Raw genomic sequence first — 18,762 nt, 5'->3', positions numbered from 1 at the left:
CGCCCGCTCTCGACCCGTCTACGACATTCATCTAACTGAACTTAGTATCCGCTTCGGCGTGGGCGGCATGGCCCGCGACCGACGTGAGCGCAACGGGGATGCTTCCAGCGTCGGCGCAGCCCGGCCAATATCTTCGCAGGGGCTATCGGGTTGCAGTCGATCGCGTGAGGACAGCCAGGCGCCGGTCGCATCAACTAAGAGCGGGAGACGGGCCTAGTCTGAACTTGATAGAGCTGCCTTAAACGACTTCGACACGCCGGTCGTCCGGCTCGATATCTGGAGCGTGACTGAGGAGCGACCTCAAGCTTCGCCTTCAGGCGCGACGAGCTTCGCTGACCGATTTCCAAGACGGAAAGGACAGGGTGGAACCTATTCGGAAAACCGTCATCATTCAGGGGTCGCTCGCCTACGCCACGCGGCGCGCCGCGGCTGCGCGGGCTGGCGAGAACGGCCTGCAGATCATGACAGCGTCTCAATTGGCGGCTCGCCTCGCCGGCGGGTTCTCACATGAGGCGACTGTAGAAGACGTCGAGCACTCGGTCCGAAACGCGCTCGATTTGGGCGGCTTCGAGGAAATTGAAAGGGTCCGGCATTTACCGGGCATTACGCGGGCCATAGCGCGGACGCTGCGCAAGGCCTGGCACGCCGACCTGCGCCTCAGCGAGCGGGCTCGCTCGTCCGACAGTGCACGCGTCCGCGACCTTGCTCTGGTTGAGAGGCGCACAAGGGAACAGCTCCCGGCGGGCGCCCTCCTTCCGGACGCACTTCGGGATGCGGCCTGCGGCCGCGCGCATGTCGCGGCGTCGGTTCTGGGTGACCTCAGCATCGAGGGTGTACACTCCATCGATCCCCTATGGCGCCCGCTCTTCCATCGTCTCTGCGCCGACAAGGATATCCCATGGCGGGCGCCGGTCGGCGCCGAGACTGGATGGTTTCCAGGCACGGTCACGAACTCGCCAACGATACCCGCACCGCCGATCCCCGACGTTGTGACATGCGCCAACCCGCGCCACGAGGTTTTAGAGGCCCTGCGATGGGCTCGCGGCTTGCTCGCGACCGGGCGGGCGGCGGCCTCGGCGATCGCAATCACCAGCGTCGCTACCGACGAGTGGGACGACCACGTCTTGTCACTCGCGCGCGAGGCGGGCGTGCGGGTTTCGTTTCCGCACGGGATAGCCTGTCTTAGCACGGCTGATGGCCAGCTCTGCGCCGCGCTCGCTGACGCAGTGCTGAACGGCCTCAGCCAGCACCGCGTACGCCGTCTCTTGGCCTTGGCGGCCGGACAGCACCTCGCTCTCGGCGCCCTCCCGCGCAGCTGGCTGCAGGTGCCGCGCGGCGCGACACTGAACACTGTCGCAGAATGGGCCCGCGTACTCGAATATCTGCCGCCGTCGGATCTCGATCCCCGTTCGGTCGTACTTCCCCTTCTTGCCATCTTGGAGAAAGGCTCCGCCGCGGCGGAGGACGCCGCCAACGCCTTCCTACGCGGAAGGGCCAGGCGCCTGTGGGAACGGGCGACCAGAGCCGCGCCAGCCGTTGCGCTCGAGCTAACCTTGCGCACCCTGCGGATTCCCGACGAGCACGATTCTGCCGACGCAGTAGTGTGGTGTCCAGCCTGGCAGCTGGCGGCGGCGCCGCGGCCGTGGATGCGGCTCCTGGGTGTGACGAGCCGCGGCTGGCCGCGCTGGTTCAGCGAGGATCCGCTGTTGCCACGCCACATCGTTTCGACCGAGGAGCTCGACGCCGATCCCCCTACCATCGGCGATCGGCGGGCGTTTCGGGTCATCGGGAGCCAAGCGGCGGCCGGGCTTGTTCTCTCCCGAAGCCGCCGCAACGCACAAGGAGCGTTGACCGGCCCAAGCCCCCTCCTACCTTCCAGCATCGCGAGCCGCGATCTCGCGCGAGACCGGCTGCCCGAGCACGCGCTCAGCGAAGCGGACAGAATCGCCGCGCGGCCACAGGAGGCACTGCGAACGGCACCGATCGCTGCGGCGACCCAATGCTGGCGGGACTGGCACAACCCCGCGCTCACACCACACGACGGCCTCATCGCCGCGGGTCATCCGGCCATCGCCCGCACCATCACCGGCGTGCAGTCGCCGACGTCCTTGACCCGCCTGTTGCGGGATCCGCTCGGGTTCGTCTGGCGCTATGCCTTGGGCTGGTCCGCCGAGGACGAACGAGAGCAACCTTTGACGCTCGCACCCGACGATTTCGGCAGGCTGGTCCACGAGCTGCTGCGCCGCACCGTCGATGCGCTCGAGCCTACCCCGGGCTTCACGGTCGCGCATGAACACGAGATCGCCGACGCGTTGGAGGCGGCCGTTAGAGTTGTAACGGCCTCATGGCCGCTCGCACGTCCGGTACCGCCGCAGGTGCTTTGGGTGAACACCGTCCGTCAGGCTGCCGAGATGAGCCTCGCGGGCCTTACCCGGGAGAAGTTCACCGAGGCGGGCACGCGCAGTTGGACGGAGGTGCCCTTCGGAGAGGCGGGCTCGGATGCGGTAGGGCGCAGCTGGCCTTGGGACTCGGAAATTCCTGTCACGGTTCCCGGAACATCTGTCACCATTCGCGGCAAGATCGATCGGATCGACCTGCGCGCCGCGGGCGATGCCGTTCGGGTCACCGACTACAAGACCGGCGAGAGGCCTAACGACGCTGATGCACGCACGATCGCCGGAGGCGCAGAACTGCAGCGCGTACTCTATGGGCTCGCCTGCCGACAGCTTCTCCCGACGGTGCCGACGATCAGGGCGCGCCTCAGCTATCTGCGAGAAAGCTCCGCCCTCTACCACCTCACTGACATAGACGCGGCCATTGCGGTTGTCGGGGAGTTTGTCGCGGCCGCCTGCGCTGCTCTCGAGAGCGGACGCGCCTTGATCGGCATCGCTGCAGCGGACCGGCTGAACGATCTTCGTCTCGCGCTCCCCGCCTCGCCGAGTTACATTCGGCGCAAACAACAGGCGCTCACCGACGCGACCGGCGATCTTGCGCGCTTCTGGCACGAGCCATGACCGCACGGGCGGACGATGCTGACCGCCTGCGGGCCCTGACCGCGCTCGACGCGACCTTGTTGGTGGAGGCGGCGGCCGGGACCGGCAAGACGTCGCTGCTCGCCGGGCGCGTCACTATGCTACTCGCCAGTGGCCTCCCGCCTGGTGCAATCGCAGCGATCACGTTCACCGAACTGGCCGCCGGTGAGCTGCGCGCCCGGGTTGAGCGATTCGTGACCGCGCTTCTGAACGACGTCGTGCCGCCTGATCTCGTTCCCGCGGTCGGGACAGCGCTCTCTCCCCCGCAAAAGGCCGCGCTCGCGGCGAGCCTCCCGGAATTTGACGCGCTCACCACGACCACGATCCACGGGTTCTGCCACGGGTTGCTGCGGGGGTACGCAGTCGAGGCAAACATCGACCCGGGCGCGGAGGTGCTCGACGCCGTTCAGACGGATTTCGCATTCACCAGCGTGTTCGAACGTTGGCTTCGGCGGCGCCTCGGCGAGAACGCCAACCCCGAGGATCCTATCGCGGTCATGGCCCGGCGTGACCCGGTAGAGGCCGTCGACACCCTCAAGATGCTCGCGGAGTTCCGCCGGGCGTTTCGAACGGCCCGGCCTCTCAAAGCCGACCTGGTCCACAGGGCGGACGCGGCGTTCGTCGAGTGCGTGCGGGAGTTTCGCCGCTGGCTCAACGGCGTCCACTATCCGGACATTGCGCAGCAAGACGTAGAGGGACTGGAGCGCCTCGCGGCCCATTTCGAGGGCAAATTCGCAGCGCCGCCTTCGTTCGCCCGGCTCTGGGACCTCGCTCACCCGCCACGTATCGAGGCGATGGACCGGCGTTCCCTCGCCCTCAAACCCTATCAGAGACTTGGCGCTTGGAAGAGCGCGGCCGGAAAAGAGGATGGTACCCGCCTCGATGCCGAGGCCGGCGCCCACTACGCTCGCTGTGCAACCGCGTTCGGCACGCTACTCGGCGGGATAGCAACGACGCTGGTGGCGACGTTCGCCGGCGAGCTCGACGAGCTGCTCGGCGATTTCGAAACGTTCAAGCGCGATGCCGCCGTCATTGATTTCGACGACCTGCTCTTACGGACGCGTGACGTCCTGAGAGGGCATGAGACTGTGCGACAGGCTGTTTCAAATCGATATACCCGGATACTCGTGGACGAGTTCCAGGACACCGACTCCGTGCAGGCGGAGATATTATTCTTGATCGGCAGCGCCGCAGGAGCCGTGCAGTCCTGGCAGGACCGCGATCTGTGTCGCGGCAGCCTCTTCATGGTGGGTGATCCGAAGCAGGCTATCTACCGCTTCCGAGGTGCTGACGTCGCCTCCTACATGGTCGCTCGGGATGCTGTAGCGCGCCAGTTTCCCGGCAACATTCTTCGTATCAGCGCGAGCTTTCGATCACGCGACGAGATCCTCCAGCACGTCAACCTGTGCTTCGGAGGCGCCCTCGGCCGGCAGGCACCGGGCTATGTCGCTCTGCAGTCGACGCTCGGCCCGCCCGAGCACGGTCTGCCCTGCGTTGCGAAAGCGACAATACGGATCAACAAGCATAGCAAGATAGACTTCGTACGCGACCAGGAAGCACGCACCATCGCCGCGCTGTGTGCGCAGATGATCGGAAACGTGCGCGTGCGGCGCTCCGGTGGTGCATCCGGACTTCTTGTTCCCGGCGACATCGCGCTGCTCGCGCCTGCCGGAACCGACCTTTGGCGATACGAGCGCGCGCTTGAGGAAGAGGGACTGCCGCTCCTGTCGCAGGCTGGACGAAACCTCTTCCGCCGTCAGGAAGCACAAGACTTCGTGGCGCTGGTGCGCGCGCTCGCGGACCCGCGCGACACGGTCGCGCTCGGGGCGCTGCTGCGCGGGCCACTGGTAGGTCTGACTGAGCAGACGCTGCTCGACATATCGGCCTCCCTGCCATCCAACGACCGCGACGGTGGTAGCAAGCGGCTGACCCTGTTCACGTCCCCCGAACAGATCGGCGATGAAGCAGCCCGCACGGTGATCGAGGTGCTCGGCGATCTGCGGCGGAGAGTCCGCACGACGACACCTTTCCTGCTTCTTGCCGAGGCGCTGGAGCGCTTGCGTGTCCGTGCGACGCTGGCGGCGCGCGGCGCGGATCAAGCGGCGCGGACTCTCGCCAATCTCGACCTGCTACTGGAGAGGGCCCGGGCCTATGGGGTCCGTGGCTTTCGACAGTTTGCGCGCGACTTGAACACCGAGTGGGAGGGCGACCAAAAGGGACCTAAGAAGCAGGACGAGGCGCGCCTCGACGCGAGTGGAGAAGCCATCGAGATCGTAACGGTTCACAGCTCAAAAGGCCTTGAGTGGCCGGTGGTCATTCCGATCAACATGAGTTCGGAGCCCCGCCGTCGCGACCCGTTCATTTACCACCGTCGCGATGATACGCTTCACTGGGTGCTGGCCGATGTCGTGCCGCCCACGGTCGCCGACGCTATCGGGCGAGAGGACCAGGAGACTTCCGAGGAGCGCGACCGGCTTCTTTATGTGGCGTGCACGCGGGCGATCGACCTTCTCATCCTACCGCACTTCGCCGCGCCGCGCCCGAACTCCTGGAGCGAACTTCTTGATTTGCGGCGCGACGCATTGCCCGAACTCGACCTCTCGGGTTTGAAGCGGAAGACGGTTATGCGGGCCGAGCCCTCCGTGAACGCGCAGACGGTCGAGGTCTTCTTAGCCGAGTGCGCCACTGTCGATGCCGCCTCCCGGCCGATCAGGTGGATACGTCCCAGTGAAGGTGATGCCGACCGCCTCCAACCCGAGCAGGCCGTCGTGGCGGAGATTGCCGAAATGGACAGCATGTCCGGTCGCATCGAGGGTAGTCGCACGCGTGGCGTCGTCCTTCACAAGCTTATGGAGGAGGTGCTGACCGGTGAAGTTTTGGATGACGCTGCCGCCCTGACCGCGCGCGCCGCGGAATTGAGCGACCAGCTGGCACCTTCGTACCGCGCACCCCGCCCTGATCCCGCGGAGCTAGCCTCTACGGTCTCCCGCACGCTCGCGCTACCGGCCGTCGCGGAATGGCGCGCTGTTCTAGTACCCGAGTTGCCGCTCTACGAGACGCGCGGCGATAGGCTGATGGCCGGCCGGGCCGATGCCGTTGCCTACGCAAACGGCTGCCCAGCTGTCGTATTCGACTGGAAGAGCGACGTCTCGCCCGCGCACTCAGACCGGAGGGACTATGCGGCGCAGCTGCGGCTTTATCTGAGTGCGATCGGCGCTCGTCGGGGCGCTGTCGTCTTCATGACCCTCGGGGAAGCCCAGTGGGTCGAGCTCGCGGTTTGATCTCGGAGAAGGCCGGTCTGCATACCCTGCGACGTCCGTGCCGCCCTGCTTGAAGGACGCTGGTGTTGTTGCACCACCGGTCGTCATCATTCGAGGTGCCAGCGCAACAGAACGAAAGGCCGCTTCGTTATAGACCGCGTCGCGCGTCGGGGTTGCAGCTCGCCGCGTGGGCGAACTAGAAATGCCCTCAGTGTCGCGGCGATCTTAGGCCAGCTAATCCATCAGCAGTCGCTCGCCGATCCGCTAGAGAGGCTTCCTTGGGCCGATCCAAGATCAATCGGGAGATCGTTGAAGCGCTCCAAGCTCAGATCGTCGAAGCGGCCCTCGTGGAACGACATCCGGTCGACATCGTGTCGCGCTCGCAGGTCGGGCTTGTCACGGAGGCGAGCGACGTCGCCGAACTCGAGGAGTTAATCACTTCCATGCAGCCGGAACACGGGATCCGCCCGTGCCGGCAGGTACTTGGCCTGGTGCCCGGGATCGCGGAAACCGTCCGGAAGACGGTTTATTATCGCCCGGCTGAGCGGCTTCTCCAGGAAGCCTTAGGCGATTTCCACCCGATCGTCCTCGTGACCACGGTGGAGACCCAGCGCTACGTCGCCGCGCTGACCCGCTTCTGCAACGAGCCCGCCCGTCGGCGTCAGCTCTGGATTTGGCGGGGTACGGCCGGGCCCGCTCAACCTTGTACCAAGCGATGGGCCGATTACGGGCCGGTAGTCAGGAATGGAAGCGGCGGGCGAAGAAGCGTTGAACTCGGCGGGAAGCGGCCAGCCGCCAAACTACGCATCTCAAACGAGCATCGAAGCTGCATCAAAACGATGAATCGTGAACACAGGGGCGTTTGTTACGCGGCGAGCTGCGAGAGTGGAATGGCAGCGAATGGCTGGCGTCATCGATACAAGCGCCGCGGCAGAGTTGAGCAGGAATCGAAGCAAGAACTGGCGGCAGCGACCTTGAAGGAAAGACAATGACGGACGCCGTGCCGCCGCTCGCGAAAACATTCCCAGACGGCAGACCTTATACACGGATGGCGGAGGTAGAGGACGAGATTGCTCGGCTTGCCGAGCTGCCCTTTGACGAGCTGGTCGAGCGCGGCCGCATCTCGATCCGGTCGCATCCGCAGTTCGTCAGACCGGAAACCCTGATGCATTTCCTGCGCGGAACCCGGCGGGACAATCGCGACCAGCGCTTCGACGCCTTGTTCCGGCTTGTGCTTCGCCGGCTGTTGCTCGCCTTGCCCCAATGCGAGCGCGTGGTCGGGGAAGACACGTTCGTCGACAGCGCATTGAGCGACGTCGAGGACCGCGTCCGAGGGCGCTTTCTGGAGCTGGTCACACTCGATCGCGCGGGCGGCGACCGAATGGACTTCTTCGAGGTCCATTTCGACGAGGCGATCGCCAAGCTGCGGCTGAAGGCGGCGAAGACGGTCGGAGGGCGCGCCCGACGCAGTGCGGCGTTGGAGGGTGATGCGCGGACCGGCGAGCTGCCCGAAGTCGTCGAGCGGGCGGCGGGGAGCTTCGACGAGCCCGACGACGCCTTTCTTTCCGATCCGATTTTCCGGAAGCGGCTCTACCCGGAGATTGACCACCTGAAACCGGAACAAAAGAAGGTCATCACCATGCAGCTCGCCAACATCCAGACCCATTCGAGCGACCCGTCGGTCTCGACAATTTCCAAGGCGTTGGGGTGCGATGAGCGGACGGTGCGAAACAGACGTCGCGACGCCATCGTCGCGCTCCGTAAGGCGCTCGGCTTGGGAGAGGACCAGTGAGCCCCCCGGCACGAGACGAGGTCCTGGACCTCTTCGCAGTCGCCTATCGACAGCGTTCCCACGCGCTCGGCGAGTTCGTCGCGACCTATCCCGAGCATGCGGAGGATTTGGTCGACTACGCGCACGAGCTGAATCTGCAGCGTGAGTGCCAGGCCGAGCGGTCGATCACGCCTGCCGACGAGGCGTGGATCGAGGCTGAGGTTCGTCGCCTGTCGTCCGCGAGAACCGCGGCGGTCGATCCCTTCGCCGGCCTGCAGCCCAGCCAATATGTCGAAATCCGCAAGGCGCTCGGCGTTCCGTCTGTTGTGCTTCAAGCCTTCCGGGACCGGGTGGTGAACGTCGTTAGCGTGCCGCTGCCGTTTCTCGGCCGGCTGGCGGGTCAGCTGAGGACCGGCCACGCCGAGTTGGTCCGTTTTTTAGCAGGACCGCCGCGCCTCCCCCCCAACCTCGCGTTCAAGGCCGACGCGGCGCCGCGCGCGCCCGCGGACAAGATGAGCTTCGCGTCGGTGCTGGGCCAAGCCGGGGTCTCGGCCGATCAGGTCGCGGCCCTGTTGGCGGAGGACGACTAGCTCTTGGACGCGATCGAACTCGGCCGGCAGCGCGCAGCGGAGATCCACGACGAGCTCGTCGGCCTCGGTTGCTCTCCCTGGCAGCCGCTTGCGCTCGTCACGCGCGATTGCGAACGCCGCGACATTGAGATCTCCGCGATCGACCGGGGAAGCCCGCTGCTCGCAGGAGCCCGCGCCGTGTTCGACCCCCTGACCCGCAGCATCAAGCACGAGCGAACCGGCAGCGACTTCGATGACGCGTTGCTGATCGCGCACGAGCTCGGTCATGTGACGCTGGGCGACGACCGGATCGCGAACACGACGTCCGACGTCGACGCTGGCCGGTCCGCCGAAGCCGCGCCGGTCGGCGAAGAACGGGTCGTCGACTATAGCCGCAAGGCACGCCGTGAAGTGCAGATGGACCTGTTCGCGCGCGAGCTGCTGCTGCCACGCGCGACCGCGCGACGCTTGCACCTTCATGACCAGATGTCGGCAAGCGCCATCGCCGACAGGCTCGGCGCCCCGTTCGGCGCGGTCGCCCAGCAGCTCTTGGACGCCTTGCTGCTGTCGCCGATGCCGTCGCCGTCGCCGGCGCGCCCGGACGCTCCTCTGACCGCGCGGCAGGACGACGCGGCGCGACATCGCGGCGCGGCCTATCTGCTCGAGGCGGGACCCGGAACGGGCAAGACCAAGACGCTGGTCTCGCGCGTCTCCGGTCTGGTCGCGGAGAACGAGGATCCGCGCGCCATCGTCGTGTTGACCTATTCGAACAAGGCCGCCGGCGAGCTCGCAGACCGGATCGGCGCGCAGCATCCCGAGGCCGCCGCCGCGATGTGGATCGGCACCTTCCACGCCTTTGGGCTCAATCTGATCCGGCGGTTCCACCGGGAGATGGGCTTCACTAGCGAGCCCGGGCTCATCGACCGTCCCGACGCCATCGCCCGGCTGCTGGACCGGGTCGTGTCGCTGGGCCTCAAGCATTATCGCGACCTCTACGACCCCACGATGAAGCTGCGCGACGTGCTCGGCGCGATCTCCCGGGCGCAAGACGAAGTGGTGTCGCCAGAGCGCTACGAAGCCCTGGCCGCGGCGATGGCGCGAGACGCCGTAGCCACCGGCAGCGGCCACGACGCCGCCGAGAAGGCCGACGAGGTGGTTCGGATCTACCGCTGCTATGAGGAGATCAAGCGCGAGCGCGGTCGGGTCGACTTCGGCGACCTAGTTGCCCAATGCGTGACCTTCTTGGAGGCACGTGCGGACGTTCGCCAAGCCCTGCGGGCGGAGTTCCGGCACATCCTGGTCGACGAGTATCAGGATGTGAACCGCGCGAGCGTGCGGCTGTTGCAGGCGCTGACCGAAGGTGGGCGCAACCTTTGGTGCGTCGGCGACATCCGGCAGGCGATCTATCGCTTCCGGGGCGCCTCTTCGTTCAATCTGGCGCGCTTCAAAACGGAGGACTTCCCGAGCGGCACGGGCGGACGGCTGGACGTGAACTATCGCTCTCGGCAGGAAATCGTGGACGCCTTTGGCTCGTTCGCTGAGGACATGCCGGTGGCCGGCGCGACCGGCGCGAAGCTCGAGGCTTCACGCGGCGCGTCGGGTGACCCCGTCGAATTCCGGACCGTCCAAGGCGACAACGGCGCGGAGATGGACGCGCTCGTCGCCTCAATCGAAGCGCTGAAGGCCGCGGGGTGCACCTACCGCGATCAGGCACTGCTGTGCAGCGGCAACGATCGGCTGAACAAAATCGGTGCAGGCCTCGAGGCGCGCGGAGTCCCGGTGCTCTACCTTGGCAACCTATTCGAGCGGCCGGAGGTGCGCGACCTGCTCTCATGGCTCTCGCTCCTTGTCGATCCCCGCGCGGCTGGGCTCGCGCGCCGCGCCGGCGTGCCGGAGCTCGCGTTATCGTTCTCGGACGTCGCCGCCGTCCTGGTGCAGGCGCGCGGCCAGGCCGGAGCGAAGCCGCTCGCCTGGTGCCGGGAGGCAGTCCCGGCCGGTCTCAGCGCCGAGGGCGTCGCCGCGCTCGTGCACCATCGCGAGGTGCTCGAGGGACTCGGACCCGACGCCGACCCCTGGGAAGCGCTGGCGCTGTTCCTCCTGGACCGCACCCGCACCGCCGCGATTATTGCGGCCGCCGCCGACGTGACCGGCCGCGCCCGGGGCATCGCGGTCTGGCAGCTCATGAATTTCGTGCGCGCCCAACCGGGCGGCGGATGGCGAATCCAGCGCCTCCTCGACCGCATCCGGCAGCTCGTGCTCCTCTCCGATGACCGCGACCTGCGGAACCTGCCCGACGCCGCCAAAGGCATCGACGCGGTGCGGCTGATGACCATGCACGGCAGCAAGGGGCTGGAGTTCCCGGTCGTCCATATCCCGGGGCTTAACCTGAACACGCTGCCGCGCAGTCCTCAAGCTCCGGCCTGTCCGCCGCCCGCAGGCCTAGTCGAAGGCGCGGACGGGCGCGGGCGCGAGATCACTGATTGCGAGCATCGCGAAGAGCAGGAATGCCTCTTCTATGTCGCCCTGTCGCGCGCCGAGGATCGGCTGATCCTCTACGCGCCCGACCGCACGGCGGCGGGCGCGACCCGCCAACGCTCGCCGTTCATCGCGCGCCTCGGGGGGGACGTCCTGCAGACCAGCGTTCCCATCGCCGCGCCGGGCGAGGAGGAGCCGCCGGAGCTCAGGATCGACGTCGTGTTCCCCGGCGCGCCGGTCCTGACCGAGGCGCAGCTGGCGCTCTATGAGCGCTGCCCGCGCCGCTTCTTCTACACCCATGTGCTCGAGACTGGCGGTCGACGCGGAACGACCCTGTTCATGGACATGCACGAGGTGGTGCGGCGGGTGACGACAGACCTGGCCGCCGATCCCGGCCGCGCCCTCGACCAAGCGGCGGTCGCCGCGCTTACCGACCTGCACTGGTTGCAGTCGACGCTCGCGGCCACGGCGGCCGACTCCGGCTACCGGCAGGCGGCGGACGCGATGATCTCTTACTTCGTGCGCAGCCGGCAAGGTCGCGACCCGGGGCTCGCCGAGCCGCTGCGGTTCGACCTTCCCGGCGCGGCAATCGTCGTGAGGACGGACGAAGCCGTGCTCGAGCCGGGCGGCGGTCGCGTGTTCCGGCATGTCCGCACGGGCCACCGCACCGACACGCTGATGAAGAGCAAGGCGCTTAACGCCTTCGCGATCGCAGTTGGGCGCGCAGCCCCGGGCTGCCGCGCTGAGATCGTCTTCCTGTCGGACGAGACGATCGAGCCGCTCGACATCAAGCCCAACGTGCTCGGCAAGCGCGTCGATGATCTCGCCGGGTTCGTTTCTGGCATCCTTGAAGGCCGCTATCCGCCCAAGGCGTCGACCCGCACCTGCCCGAACTGCCCGGCCTTCTTCATCTGCGGGCCTGCGCCGGACGGCAGGCTCGAAAAGATTCTCGCCTAGCGTTTCCGGTCAGCCTGAACGGCGGGGATTGGTCCTTCAGAAGCCGTCGCGCGGTTGCGGCGGCGATAGCGAAAGACCTCTCCTCATGGACCATCACCCCCCCGATTTCGACCCGGACGACGACCAGCCCCGCAGCCGCGAGGCAGCCTACCGCATCCAGCTGGCGCTGGACTCGGTCGACTTCCGCCCGCACGCGGTGAACGACCCCATCCCGCTCGGTCGCCAGATCCTCGCCGCGGGCGGTTTGAAGCCGCCGGAGGCCTTCAGCCTCTACACCATCCTGCCCTCCGGCGACTTCGAGGATGTTCGCCCCGACGAAAAGGTCGATCTCCGCGCCAAGGGGGCGGAGCGCTTCATCGCCTTCTCGACCGATCGCCTCTTCCGCGCCATGCTGAACGAGCATTCGATCGTATGGGGCGTCGCCGCAATTCCCGAGCATGCGCTGCGTGTTCTGTCGGGCATCTCGTCCGACGAGGCGGTGTACCTCGAGGTTCGCGGCGGCACCGACCAGCTGATCCCCGAAGGCGGTAACGCCGATCTCGGCGGCCAGGGCGCGGAGGCCTTCATCACCGCGCCGAAGCCGAAGCTCTATGCCTTCTTCGTGAACGGCGTGCGCTACGAGAGCCGCCAGCGGAACCTGACCGGGCTGCAGATCAAGGCGCGGGTCACGAACTGGGATCCGAACCACGACCTCGTCCTGGAAGGCCACGGGCACGATCCGGATCGCGTGATAGCCGACGACGAGAGCGTCGACCTCGACACCGAGCACGGCCCGCGCCGCTTCTCGTCGGTGCCCAAGGCGAACTTCGGCTGATGAACGCGATCGTTGAACGCCAGCTCGCGCAACTGCGCGAGCGATTCGGCCGGGTCGAAGCGGCCGTGCTCGGCAGCGGCACCATCCTCGTCACGGTGGGGGCCGTGCCGCTCCCACCGGGTTGGTCGGCCGCCGCCACCAGCGTCCGCTTCCTGGTCCCGCCCGGCTATCCCTTCGCGGCGCTCGACTGCTTCTGGGCGGACGCCGGCCTGACCTTGGCCAGGGGCGGCGCACCGCAGGCGTCGGGCGCGAACCCTATCCCGGAGGTCGGCCAAGGCGGCCTCTGGTTTTCCTGGCACTTGACGGGGCCGTGGGATCCGAACCGCGACACGCTGTCGAGTTGGATGAACACGATCCTCGACCGCTTGAGGCAAGCGGCATGAGCGGCCTGCGTTTCGCCGCCCCCGATTACAGCGCGCTGCACGAGGCGATGCTGCGGGAGGCGGACCGGGAAACCTGTGCGATCGCCTTCGCCTATCCCAACCCGGCGTGCGACGCTTGGGTCGTGGCCCCGCCGGGGGTCGAGCTCGTTCCTGAGAGCGCCTATGAGCGACGCGACGCGACCTCGGCGGTACTGAGTCCCGCCTTTCTGGTGGACCTTGCCAATCGCGCCCGCGCGCAGAGTCTCGGCCTTGTCCTGGCGCACACCCATCCGCGCTCCAAGGGCGCGCCCGTCTTTTCGCCGGTCGACGACGCCGGGGAAGCGGAGATCAAGTCCTATCTCGAGCGCCGGGCGCCCGACAGCGCGCCCCTCGCGATGGTCGTCGGCCCCGACGGCTGCCGATGCCGGAAGCTTGGCTCCACGACCGAGGTGCCCGTCTGGGAAGTCGGAGAGACGGTGAAGCTGATGTCGGACGCGGGCCCGTCGTCAGCTGCTGCCGCTCATGATCGCCAAGTTCGAGCCTTCGGCGCTGCAGGCCAGGCGATCCTCTCCAAACTGCACGTCGCCGTGGTCGGCGGCGGCGGCACAGGGTCGGTCGTCGTGCAGCAGCTCGCGCACCTGGGCGTGCGCCGCCTCACGATCATTGATCCCGATGATGTCGAGACCACGAACCTCAACCGCCTAGTCGGCGCGGGGCCGGCGGATATCGGGACGGCAAAGGTCAAGGTCGCGCGGCGGACAGTGCTGGCGGTCAATCCCGACGCGCAGGTCGAGGCGGTGGTCGGCGACATCGTCGACCATGCGATCGCGCAGCGGCTGGCGAGCTTCGACTTCGTCTTCCTTTGCACCGACTCGCACGCGAGCCGGGCGGTGGTTGGTCAGTCCGCCTACCAGCACCTCGTGCCCACCATCGATATGGGGGTGAGCATCACGGTCGGCGCGGCGGGCGTGGAGTATGTGACCGGCCGAGTTCAGATGCTGGCCCCGGGCGCGACCTGCCTCAGCTGCACACGCGCACTCGACGGCGAGCTGATCCGTCGCGAGATGATGACGCCGGAGCAGCGCGCGGCGGACCCCTATGTCCAGGGGGTCCACGAGCCTCAGCCGGCCGTGATCTCCCTCAACTCCACCATGGCCTCGCTGGCCGTCACGATGTTCCTGGGCGCGTTGACGCCCATCCCGGCGCAAGCGCGTTTTCAGCTATACGACGGCGTTCGGGGCACGGTCCGGCCGACCGTCGCGCGCGCCAACCCGACCTGCATCGTCTGCTCCCGCGAGGGCGCGCTCGCTAAGGGGACATCGTGGCCGCTGCCCGTTCGCCCGCAGGAGCCTCGCGGTGGACGCTGATCGCCGCGAAGTGCTCTGCCTCGGCGCGACGCTCGACAGCCCGGTGGTGCGCGAGCTCGAGAACCGCTCGTGCGTGGTCCACCTCGCCGAGGCCGGCGACGCGCGCGTTCCGGTCGAGGGGCTGCGCGCGGTTATGGTTTGCCTCCCGCCGGCGAACGTCGAGCCATACTGCACCTGGGTGATGACGCACGCGCGGGCGCTGGCGGACTATGGCGTCCGGCTGGAACTGGTGTCGCCCGACGACGCCACCCTTGGCCGAGCGCAGAGCCTTGTCGGCCCGGCGTTGAAGCTGGCGACCGTGCGCGCGCGGACCGCGCCGCCAATTGCCGCCCTGGCGGAAAGCATCGCGCGTCACCTCGCGGGGCCGCGGCCGCGCATCGATTTGAAGATCGTCGTCGCCGAAGAGCGCGAACCGATCCGCAAGGCCGATGAGCCGCTGTTCCAACGCGCCTTCTACCGGTGCCGCGAGGTGACGCTGGTCGAGCTGACCGGGGGACGGTCGGCGGCGCGCGTGTTCGCCGCGCACATGACCGTCGAGGGCTCCGACGCGGGGGTCTGGCCGCAACCGGCGTTCGTGAAGCTGGACCGCAGCGACAAGGTCGCGCGCGAACACGACAACTACCGCGACTACGCCGAACGCTTTATTCCCTTCGGCCTGCGTCCCAACATTCAGGCGCTCGTCGCTGGCGCTGAGCGAAGCCTACTGGTCGGCGACTTCGTGGACAGGTCCGAGTCTCTGTGGGATCTCGCGCAGCGCGAGATGGCCGCGCAGGCGGTGACGTCGCTGATCGACGAGACGCTTCGGGGCTGGCGCGATCAGGGCTATGCGAGCGACCCAGTGTCAGGCTCACTTGCGGTCGCCATGCGCGATGCCGGGCTGTGGAACCCGGAGGCGATTGCCACCTGCTATGTCGAGAAGGCGGCGGAGGCCGGGGTCCTCGTCACCCCTGTTGACCTTTGGGCGACGCTCTCCGCGATGCAACAGACTTGGCGCCACGCGCCGGTTCACGGCGATCTCCACGGCGAGAACGTGCGGGTGAGGAACGGTCAGGCGATCCTGATCGACCTTGCCTCGGTTACCAAGGGTCCGCTGACCGCCGACCTCGCCGCGCTTGAGACCTGGCTGGCGTTCGAGCTTCCGCTCGGGGTGGACGCCACCCGGTTCGGAGACCCCGAATGGGCGCGCGAGATCGATCGGCTCTACGCGCCGACCGCCTTCCGGCACCCCCCAGGTCCTTGCGCCCCCGCGGCAAGGCTGCGGTGGATGGCGACCGTCGTCCGCCAGATCCGGACGATGGGGATCGCGGCGCAATCCTGCGCCACCGAGTATCAAACGGCGGTCGCGGTGCAGCTCCTCAGACGGTGTCAGTGGGCCGACGGGGTCGCGGCCGACCGGTTTCGGCGAGGCTACGGCTATCGGGCTGCCGTGAGGCTGATCGAAGATGCAAGTGGAGGGTCGCGATGACGACGCCGGCGCGGAACATTCAACTTCTCGGCAGCGCCTCCTATCGCGACGAGGCCGAAGCCATGCTCGCCGCGCCGGGCGACGCCGCGTTGGTCGAACGGAGCGTGCTCCGATCGTTGATCATGCGATGTCCTGACGGCTGCGGAGAGACGCTCGTCGTCAATCTCGATCCACGCGCCGGCAAGGCCTGGCGCCTTTACCAGCGGGGAGGGGCCGTCTCAGTCTATCCGTCGGTCTGGCGCGACGGCGGCTGCGAAAGCCACTTCGTCATCTGGAAGGACCGCATCCTCTGGTGCGAGATCTTCGAGGAGGGCAATGAGGAGCCGGATTACGACCCCGCCATCGAGCCGCTCGTCCTAGAGGCTTTGCCGGCCGATCGCTTTGTTGATCCGGCGTCGATCGCCCTGGAACTGGACCTCATCGTCTGGGATGCCGGCAAGGCGCTGCGGCGCTTGGTGGCGCGAGGAGAGGCGCGTGAGGGCGTCGGCGCCGCCAAGGGCGCGTTTCAGCGGCTTTCCCACGATGTGTGAGCTTCTTGGCGCTCGAGCTAAACGGTTGATCGCGCCTCCGGCGGGCCCGGGCGGTTCCCGCGAATGTTGCGCTGTCCTTGCGTGCCGAGTGTGAGCGCAATATCGGAGTAGAAAGATCCGTTTGGGCGGCGAGGGGCGCCCGGATCGATTCGAACTTGAGGTATCGCTTCGACTTCGGCTCAGCCGTTCGGTCGAAAGCGGACGTCCTGAATTTCGGCTTAGGGGTCAGGTTGAGACCTGAGCCCTTGCGGACCTGACCGCTGTCGCCCGGTTTCAGCCGCGAATCTTCATCTGCGACGTTCGGTCGTCCGCACGTCAGCCGGATGCGGCCGCTCGGTCCCCACCTCCGCTCGACTGTCGTGGCGAACAGAGCGTCAGTGTCGCCGTGAACGGAGACCACGGCGGCATGGCAAACCTCAACATCACCGAAGGGCTGCGGGAAATCGCGACACGGCTGACGGACGCGGCGGCGATCGCGAAGGCGGCGGTCACTTGCGCGGAGAGCGGGTCGGAGCGGGAGGCCGTGCGGTTGTCCCTCGATCTCGACGAGCTGCTGAGCGAGGCCGAAACGCTCACCGGGCGGTGAGCCTCCTGAACAGGATGGAGCGCGACCGCGGAGGCTGACGTCTCCAATCACTGGAGCCACACCGATGACCTCGCCCCGCCGGCTCCGGGCCGATCGCGGGGCCGGGACGGTGACGGCCAGGGAGCGCTCCAGCCCCGAGGAGGCCCATGAGAGTTCGAGGTCAATCTTCCCAACTGGATCCGGGACGGCAGCGTCACGCTGCGGCTGACGGAGCTGAACCCTCACGCGGTGGAAGCCCTGATCGAGACGCTGCGGGACACGACCGAGACCGACGACGAGCGCACCCGCCTGCTGCTCGACCTCTGGGAGGCGCTAACAGGTGACTGACCGGTATCTTCGCAGCCTTGAACCCCGCCGGCTCCTGCCGATTGCGGGGCCGGGGTGGTGACGGGCGACGACCCGTCCCACCCTGGAGATGAGAGATGTCGAACGTTGCCCTGAGCAAGACCGAGGCGAAGATCCTGACCGAGGCCACCGGCCGTGAGGGCGGGCTGCTTCAGCTGCCCGAGAGCATGAAGGACGTGACGCGCCAGCGCCTGCTCGGCAAGCTGGAGACGGCCGGCCTGATCGTGGCGGCCGGCCCGCAGGGGGACGATCCCGTCCTCACCCCCGCCGGGTACCGGGCCGTAGGCCAGAAGCCGCCGCGTGGGAAGCGCAAGGCCGAGACGATCGCAGGCGCTGAGCCGGTCGCCGTCGTCTCGACCCGCCCCGGCACGAAGCAGGAGCTGATTGTGTCACTACTCGGGCGGCCGGAGGGGGCGAGCCTCGACGAGCTGATCGCCGCGACCGGCTGGCTGCCGCACACCACCAGGGCGGCGCTGTCCCGGCTCCGGTCGGCTGGGCGCGAACTGGTCAAAAGCCCGCGCGAGGACGGCCGCACGGCCTACTCGATCGCGGCTCCCGAGCCCGAGCCGAAGCCTCGCTCCCGAGCCGCCCGCAAGGCTGCGGCTCCCGCCGAGGCTGCCGCGGCGTGAGAAGCGAGCATCATCCTGCTCGGGGTCGGGGCGGCGCCGACGTTCGGCTCGAGGCCGATCTCGAGCGCCTCGCCTCGCTTGACCTCGCCGGCCTTCGTCGGCGCTGGCGTAGACTGTTCGGAAGCGCGGCCCCCGCTCACCTGCCGCGCTCGCTCCTGCACCGGATCCTCGCCTACCGGGTCCAGGCGAACGCACTCGGCGATCTCGACCGCGACACTGCCCGGCAGCTCCGCCGAATGGCGGAGCAGGGCCCGGACGCGGAGGTGATGCCGCTGCCGGAGCTGCGGCCGGTGAAGCCCGGCACGCTGCTCGTTCGGGAGTGGGACGGCGCCCTCCAGCGCGTCATGGCGCTGGAGGGGGGCTATGCCTGGAACGGGGTGACGTATTCGAGCCTCTCCGGCGTCGCCCGGGCCATCACCGGCACGAGCTGGAACGGGCCGCGCTTCTTCGGCCTGCGGAGAGCAGGATCACAGGACAGGAGGACGGGCCTGTGATCCAGCCTGCCGTCCGGCCGCTCCGCTGCACCATCTACACCCGGGTCTCGACCGAGCACGGGCTCGAGCAGGAGTTCAACTCCCTCGACAACCAGCGCGAGGCGGC

The 18,762-nt window shown here is 67.7% G+C and carries 14 protein-coding genes; all 14 read left to right on the top strand.

Going from position 1 to position 18,762, the window contains the following annotated elements:
- Positions 1–362 precede the first annotated feature (362 nt).
- A complete protein-coding gene (locus ACFE87_RS20125) occupies positions 363–3,014 on the top strand; it encodes a PD-(D/E)XK nuclease family protein (protein ID WP_375461444.1) in 2,652 nt (883 codons plus the stop codon).
- Positions 3,011–6,313 carry a UvrD-helicase domain-containing protein gene (locus ACFE87_RS20120; RefSeq protein WP_375461443.1) on the top strand — a complete coding sequence of 1,101 codons (3,303 nt, stop codon included), beginning with the start codon at positions 3,011–3,013 and terminating at the stop codon, positions 6,311–6,313. Before ACFE87_RS20125 ends, ACFE87_RS20120 begins: the two co-directional genes overlap by 4 nt.
- Before the next feature lie 257 nt (positions 6,314–6,570).
- Complete coding sequence (locus tag ACFE87_RS20115) at positions 6,571–7,284, top strand: hypothetical protein (protein WP_375461442.1); 714 nt, start codon at positions 6,571–6,573, stop codon at positions 7,282–7,284.
- Positions 7,281–8,084, top strand: a complete 804-nt coding sequence (locus ACFE87_RS20110; protein ID WP_375461441.1) for an RNA polymerase sigma factor — start codon at positions 7,281–7,283, stop codon at positions 8,082–8,084. Before ACFE87_RS20115 ends, ACFE87_RS20110 begins: the two co-directional genes overlap by 4 nt.
- A 107-nt stretch (positions 8,085–8,191) precedes the next feature.
- Positions 8,192–8,653 (top strand): hypothetical protein, encoded by a 462-nt coding sequence (locus tag ACFE87_RS20105; protein WP_375461440.1) that lies wholly within the window; start codon positions 8,192–8,194, stop codon positions 8,651–8,653.
- A 3-nt stretch (positions 8,654–8,656) separates the two neighbouring features.
- The gene (locus tag ACFE87_RS20100) at positions 8,657–12,064 is read left to right on the top strand and encodes a UvrD-helicase domain-containing protein (RefSeq protein WP_375461439.1); all 3,408 of its coding nucleotides are present in this window, start codon (positions 8,657–8,659) and stop codon (positions 12,062–12,064) included.
- An 85-nt stretch (positions 12,065–12,149) separates the two neighbouring features.
- On the top strand, positions 12,150–12,878 hold the full coding sequence (locus ACFE87_RS20095) for a multiubiquitin domain-containing protein (protein WP_375461438.1): 729 nt from the start codon (positions 12,150–12,152) through the stop codon (positions 12,876–12,878).
- Positions 12,878–13,261: an E2/UBC family protein gene (locus ACFE87_RS20090; protein WP_375461437.1), complete on the top strand. Its 384-nt coding sequence runs from the start codon at positions 12,878–12,880 to the stop codon at positions 13,259–13,261. Before ACFE87_RS20095 ends, ACFE87_RS20090 begins: the two co-directional genes overlap by 1 nt.
- Complete coding sequence (locus ACFE87_RS20085) at positions 13,189–14,607, top strand: ThiF family adenylyltransferase (protein ID WP_375461436.1); 1,419 nt, start codon at positions 13,189–13,191, stop codon at positions 14,605–14,607. The genes ACFE87_RS20090 and ACFE87_RS20085 overlap by 73 nt, the downstream gene beginning before the upstream one ends.
- The gene (locus tag ACFE87_RS20080) at positions 14,597–16,072 is read left to right on the top strand and encodes a phosphotransferase (RefSeq protein WP_375461435.1); all 1,476 of its coding nucleotides are present in this window, start codon (positions 14,597–14,599) and stop codon (positions 16,070–16,072) included. The genes ACFE87_RS20085 and ACFE87_RS20080 overlap by 11 nt, the downstream gene beginning before the upstream one ends.
- Positions 16,069–16,602 carry a DUF6527 family protein gene (locus tag ACFE87_RS20075; RefSeq protein WP_375461434.1) on the top strand — a complete coding sequence of 178 codons (534 nt, stop codon included), beginning with the start codon at positions 16,069–16,071 and terminating at the stop codon, positions 16,600–16,602. The genes ACFE87_RS20080 and ACFE87_RS20075 overlap by 4 nt, the downstream gene beginning before the upstream one ends.
- Positions 16,603–17,008: 406 nt before the next feature.
- Positions 17,009–17,188: a hypothetical protein gene (locus ACFE87_RS20070; protein ID WP_375461433.1), complete on the top strand. Its 180-nt coding sequence runs from the start codon at positions 17,009–17,011 to the stop codon at positions 17,186–17,188.
- Positions 17,189–17,610: 422 nt separating this feature from the next.
- On the top strand, positions 17,611–18,162 hold the full coding sequence (locus ACFE87_RS20065; protein WP_375461432.1) for a DUF3489 domain-containing protein: 552 nt from the start codon (positions 17,611–17,613) through the stop codon (positions 18,160–18,162).
- Complete coding sequence (locus ACFE87_RS20060; protein ID WP_375461431.1) at positions 18,159–18,656, top strand: DUF2924 domain-containing protein; 498 nt, start codon at positions 18,159–18,161, stop codon at positions 18,654–18,656. Before ACFE87_RS20065 ends, ACFE87_RS20060 begins: the two co-directional genes overlap by 4 nt.
- Positions 18,657–18,762 lie beyond the last annotated feature (106 nt).

Source organism: uncultured Enterovirga sp. (assembly GCF_964242715.1).
In the GTDB taxonomy this organism is placed as follows: Bacteria; Pseudomonadota; Alphaproteobacteria; order Rhizobiales; family Beijerinckiaceae; genus Enterovirga.
This window is presented reverse-complemented; position numbering and strand designations above follow the sequence as displayed.

Excerpts from the sequence above, each read along its gene's own strand:
- ACFE87_RS20120 (WP_375461443.1), top strand. The coding sequence starts at position 3,011 with ATGACCGCACGGGCGGACGATGCTGACCGCCTGCGGGCCCTGACCGCG.
- ACFE87_RS20110 (WP_375461441.1), top strand. The coding sequence starts at position 7,281 with ATGACGGACGCCGTGCCGCCGCTCGCGAAAACATTCCCAGACGGCAGA.
- ACFE87_RS20095 (WP_375461438.1), top strand. The coding sequence starts at position 12,150 with ATGGACCATCACCCCCCCGATTTCGACCCGGACGACGACCAGCCCCGC.
- ACFE87_RS20090 (WP_375461437.1), top strand. The coding sequence starts at position 12,878 with ATGAACGCGATCGTTGAACGCCAGCTCGCGCAACTGCGCGAGCGATTC.
- ACFE87_RS20075 (WP_375461434.1), top strand. The coding sequence starts at position 16,069 with ATGACGACGCCGGCGCGGAACATTCAACTTCTCGGCAGCGCCTCCTAT.
- ACFE87_RS20070 (WP_375461433.1), top strand. The coding sequence starts at position 17,009 with ATGGCAAACCTCAACATCACCGAAGGGCTGCGGGAAATCGCGACACGG.
- ACFE87_RS20065 (WP_375461432.1), top strand. The coding sequence starts at position 17,611 with ATGTCGAACGTTGCCCTGAGCAAGACCGAGGCGAAGATCCTGACCGAG.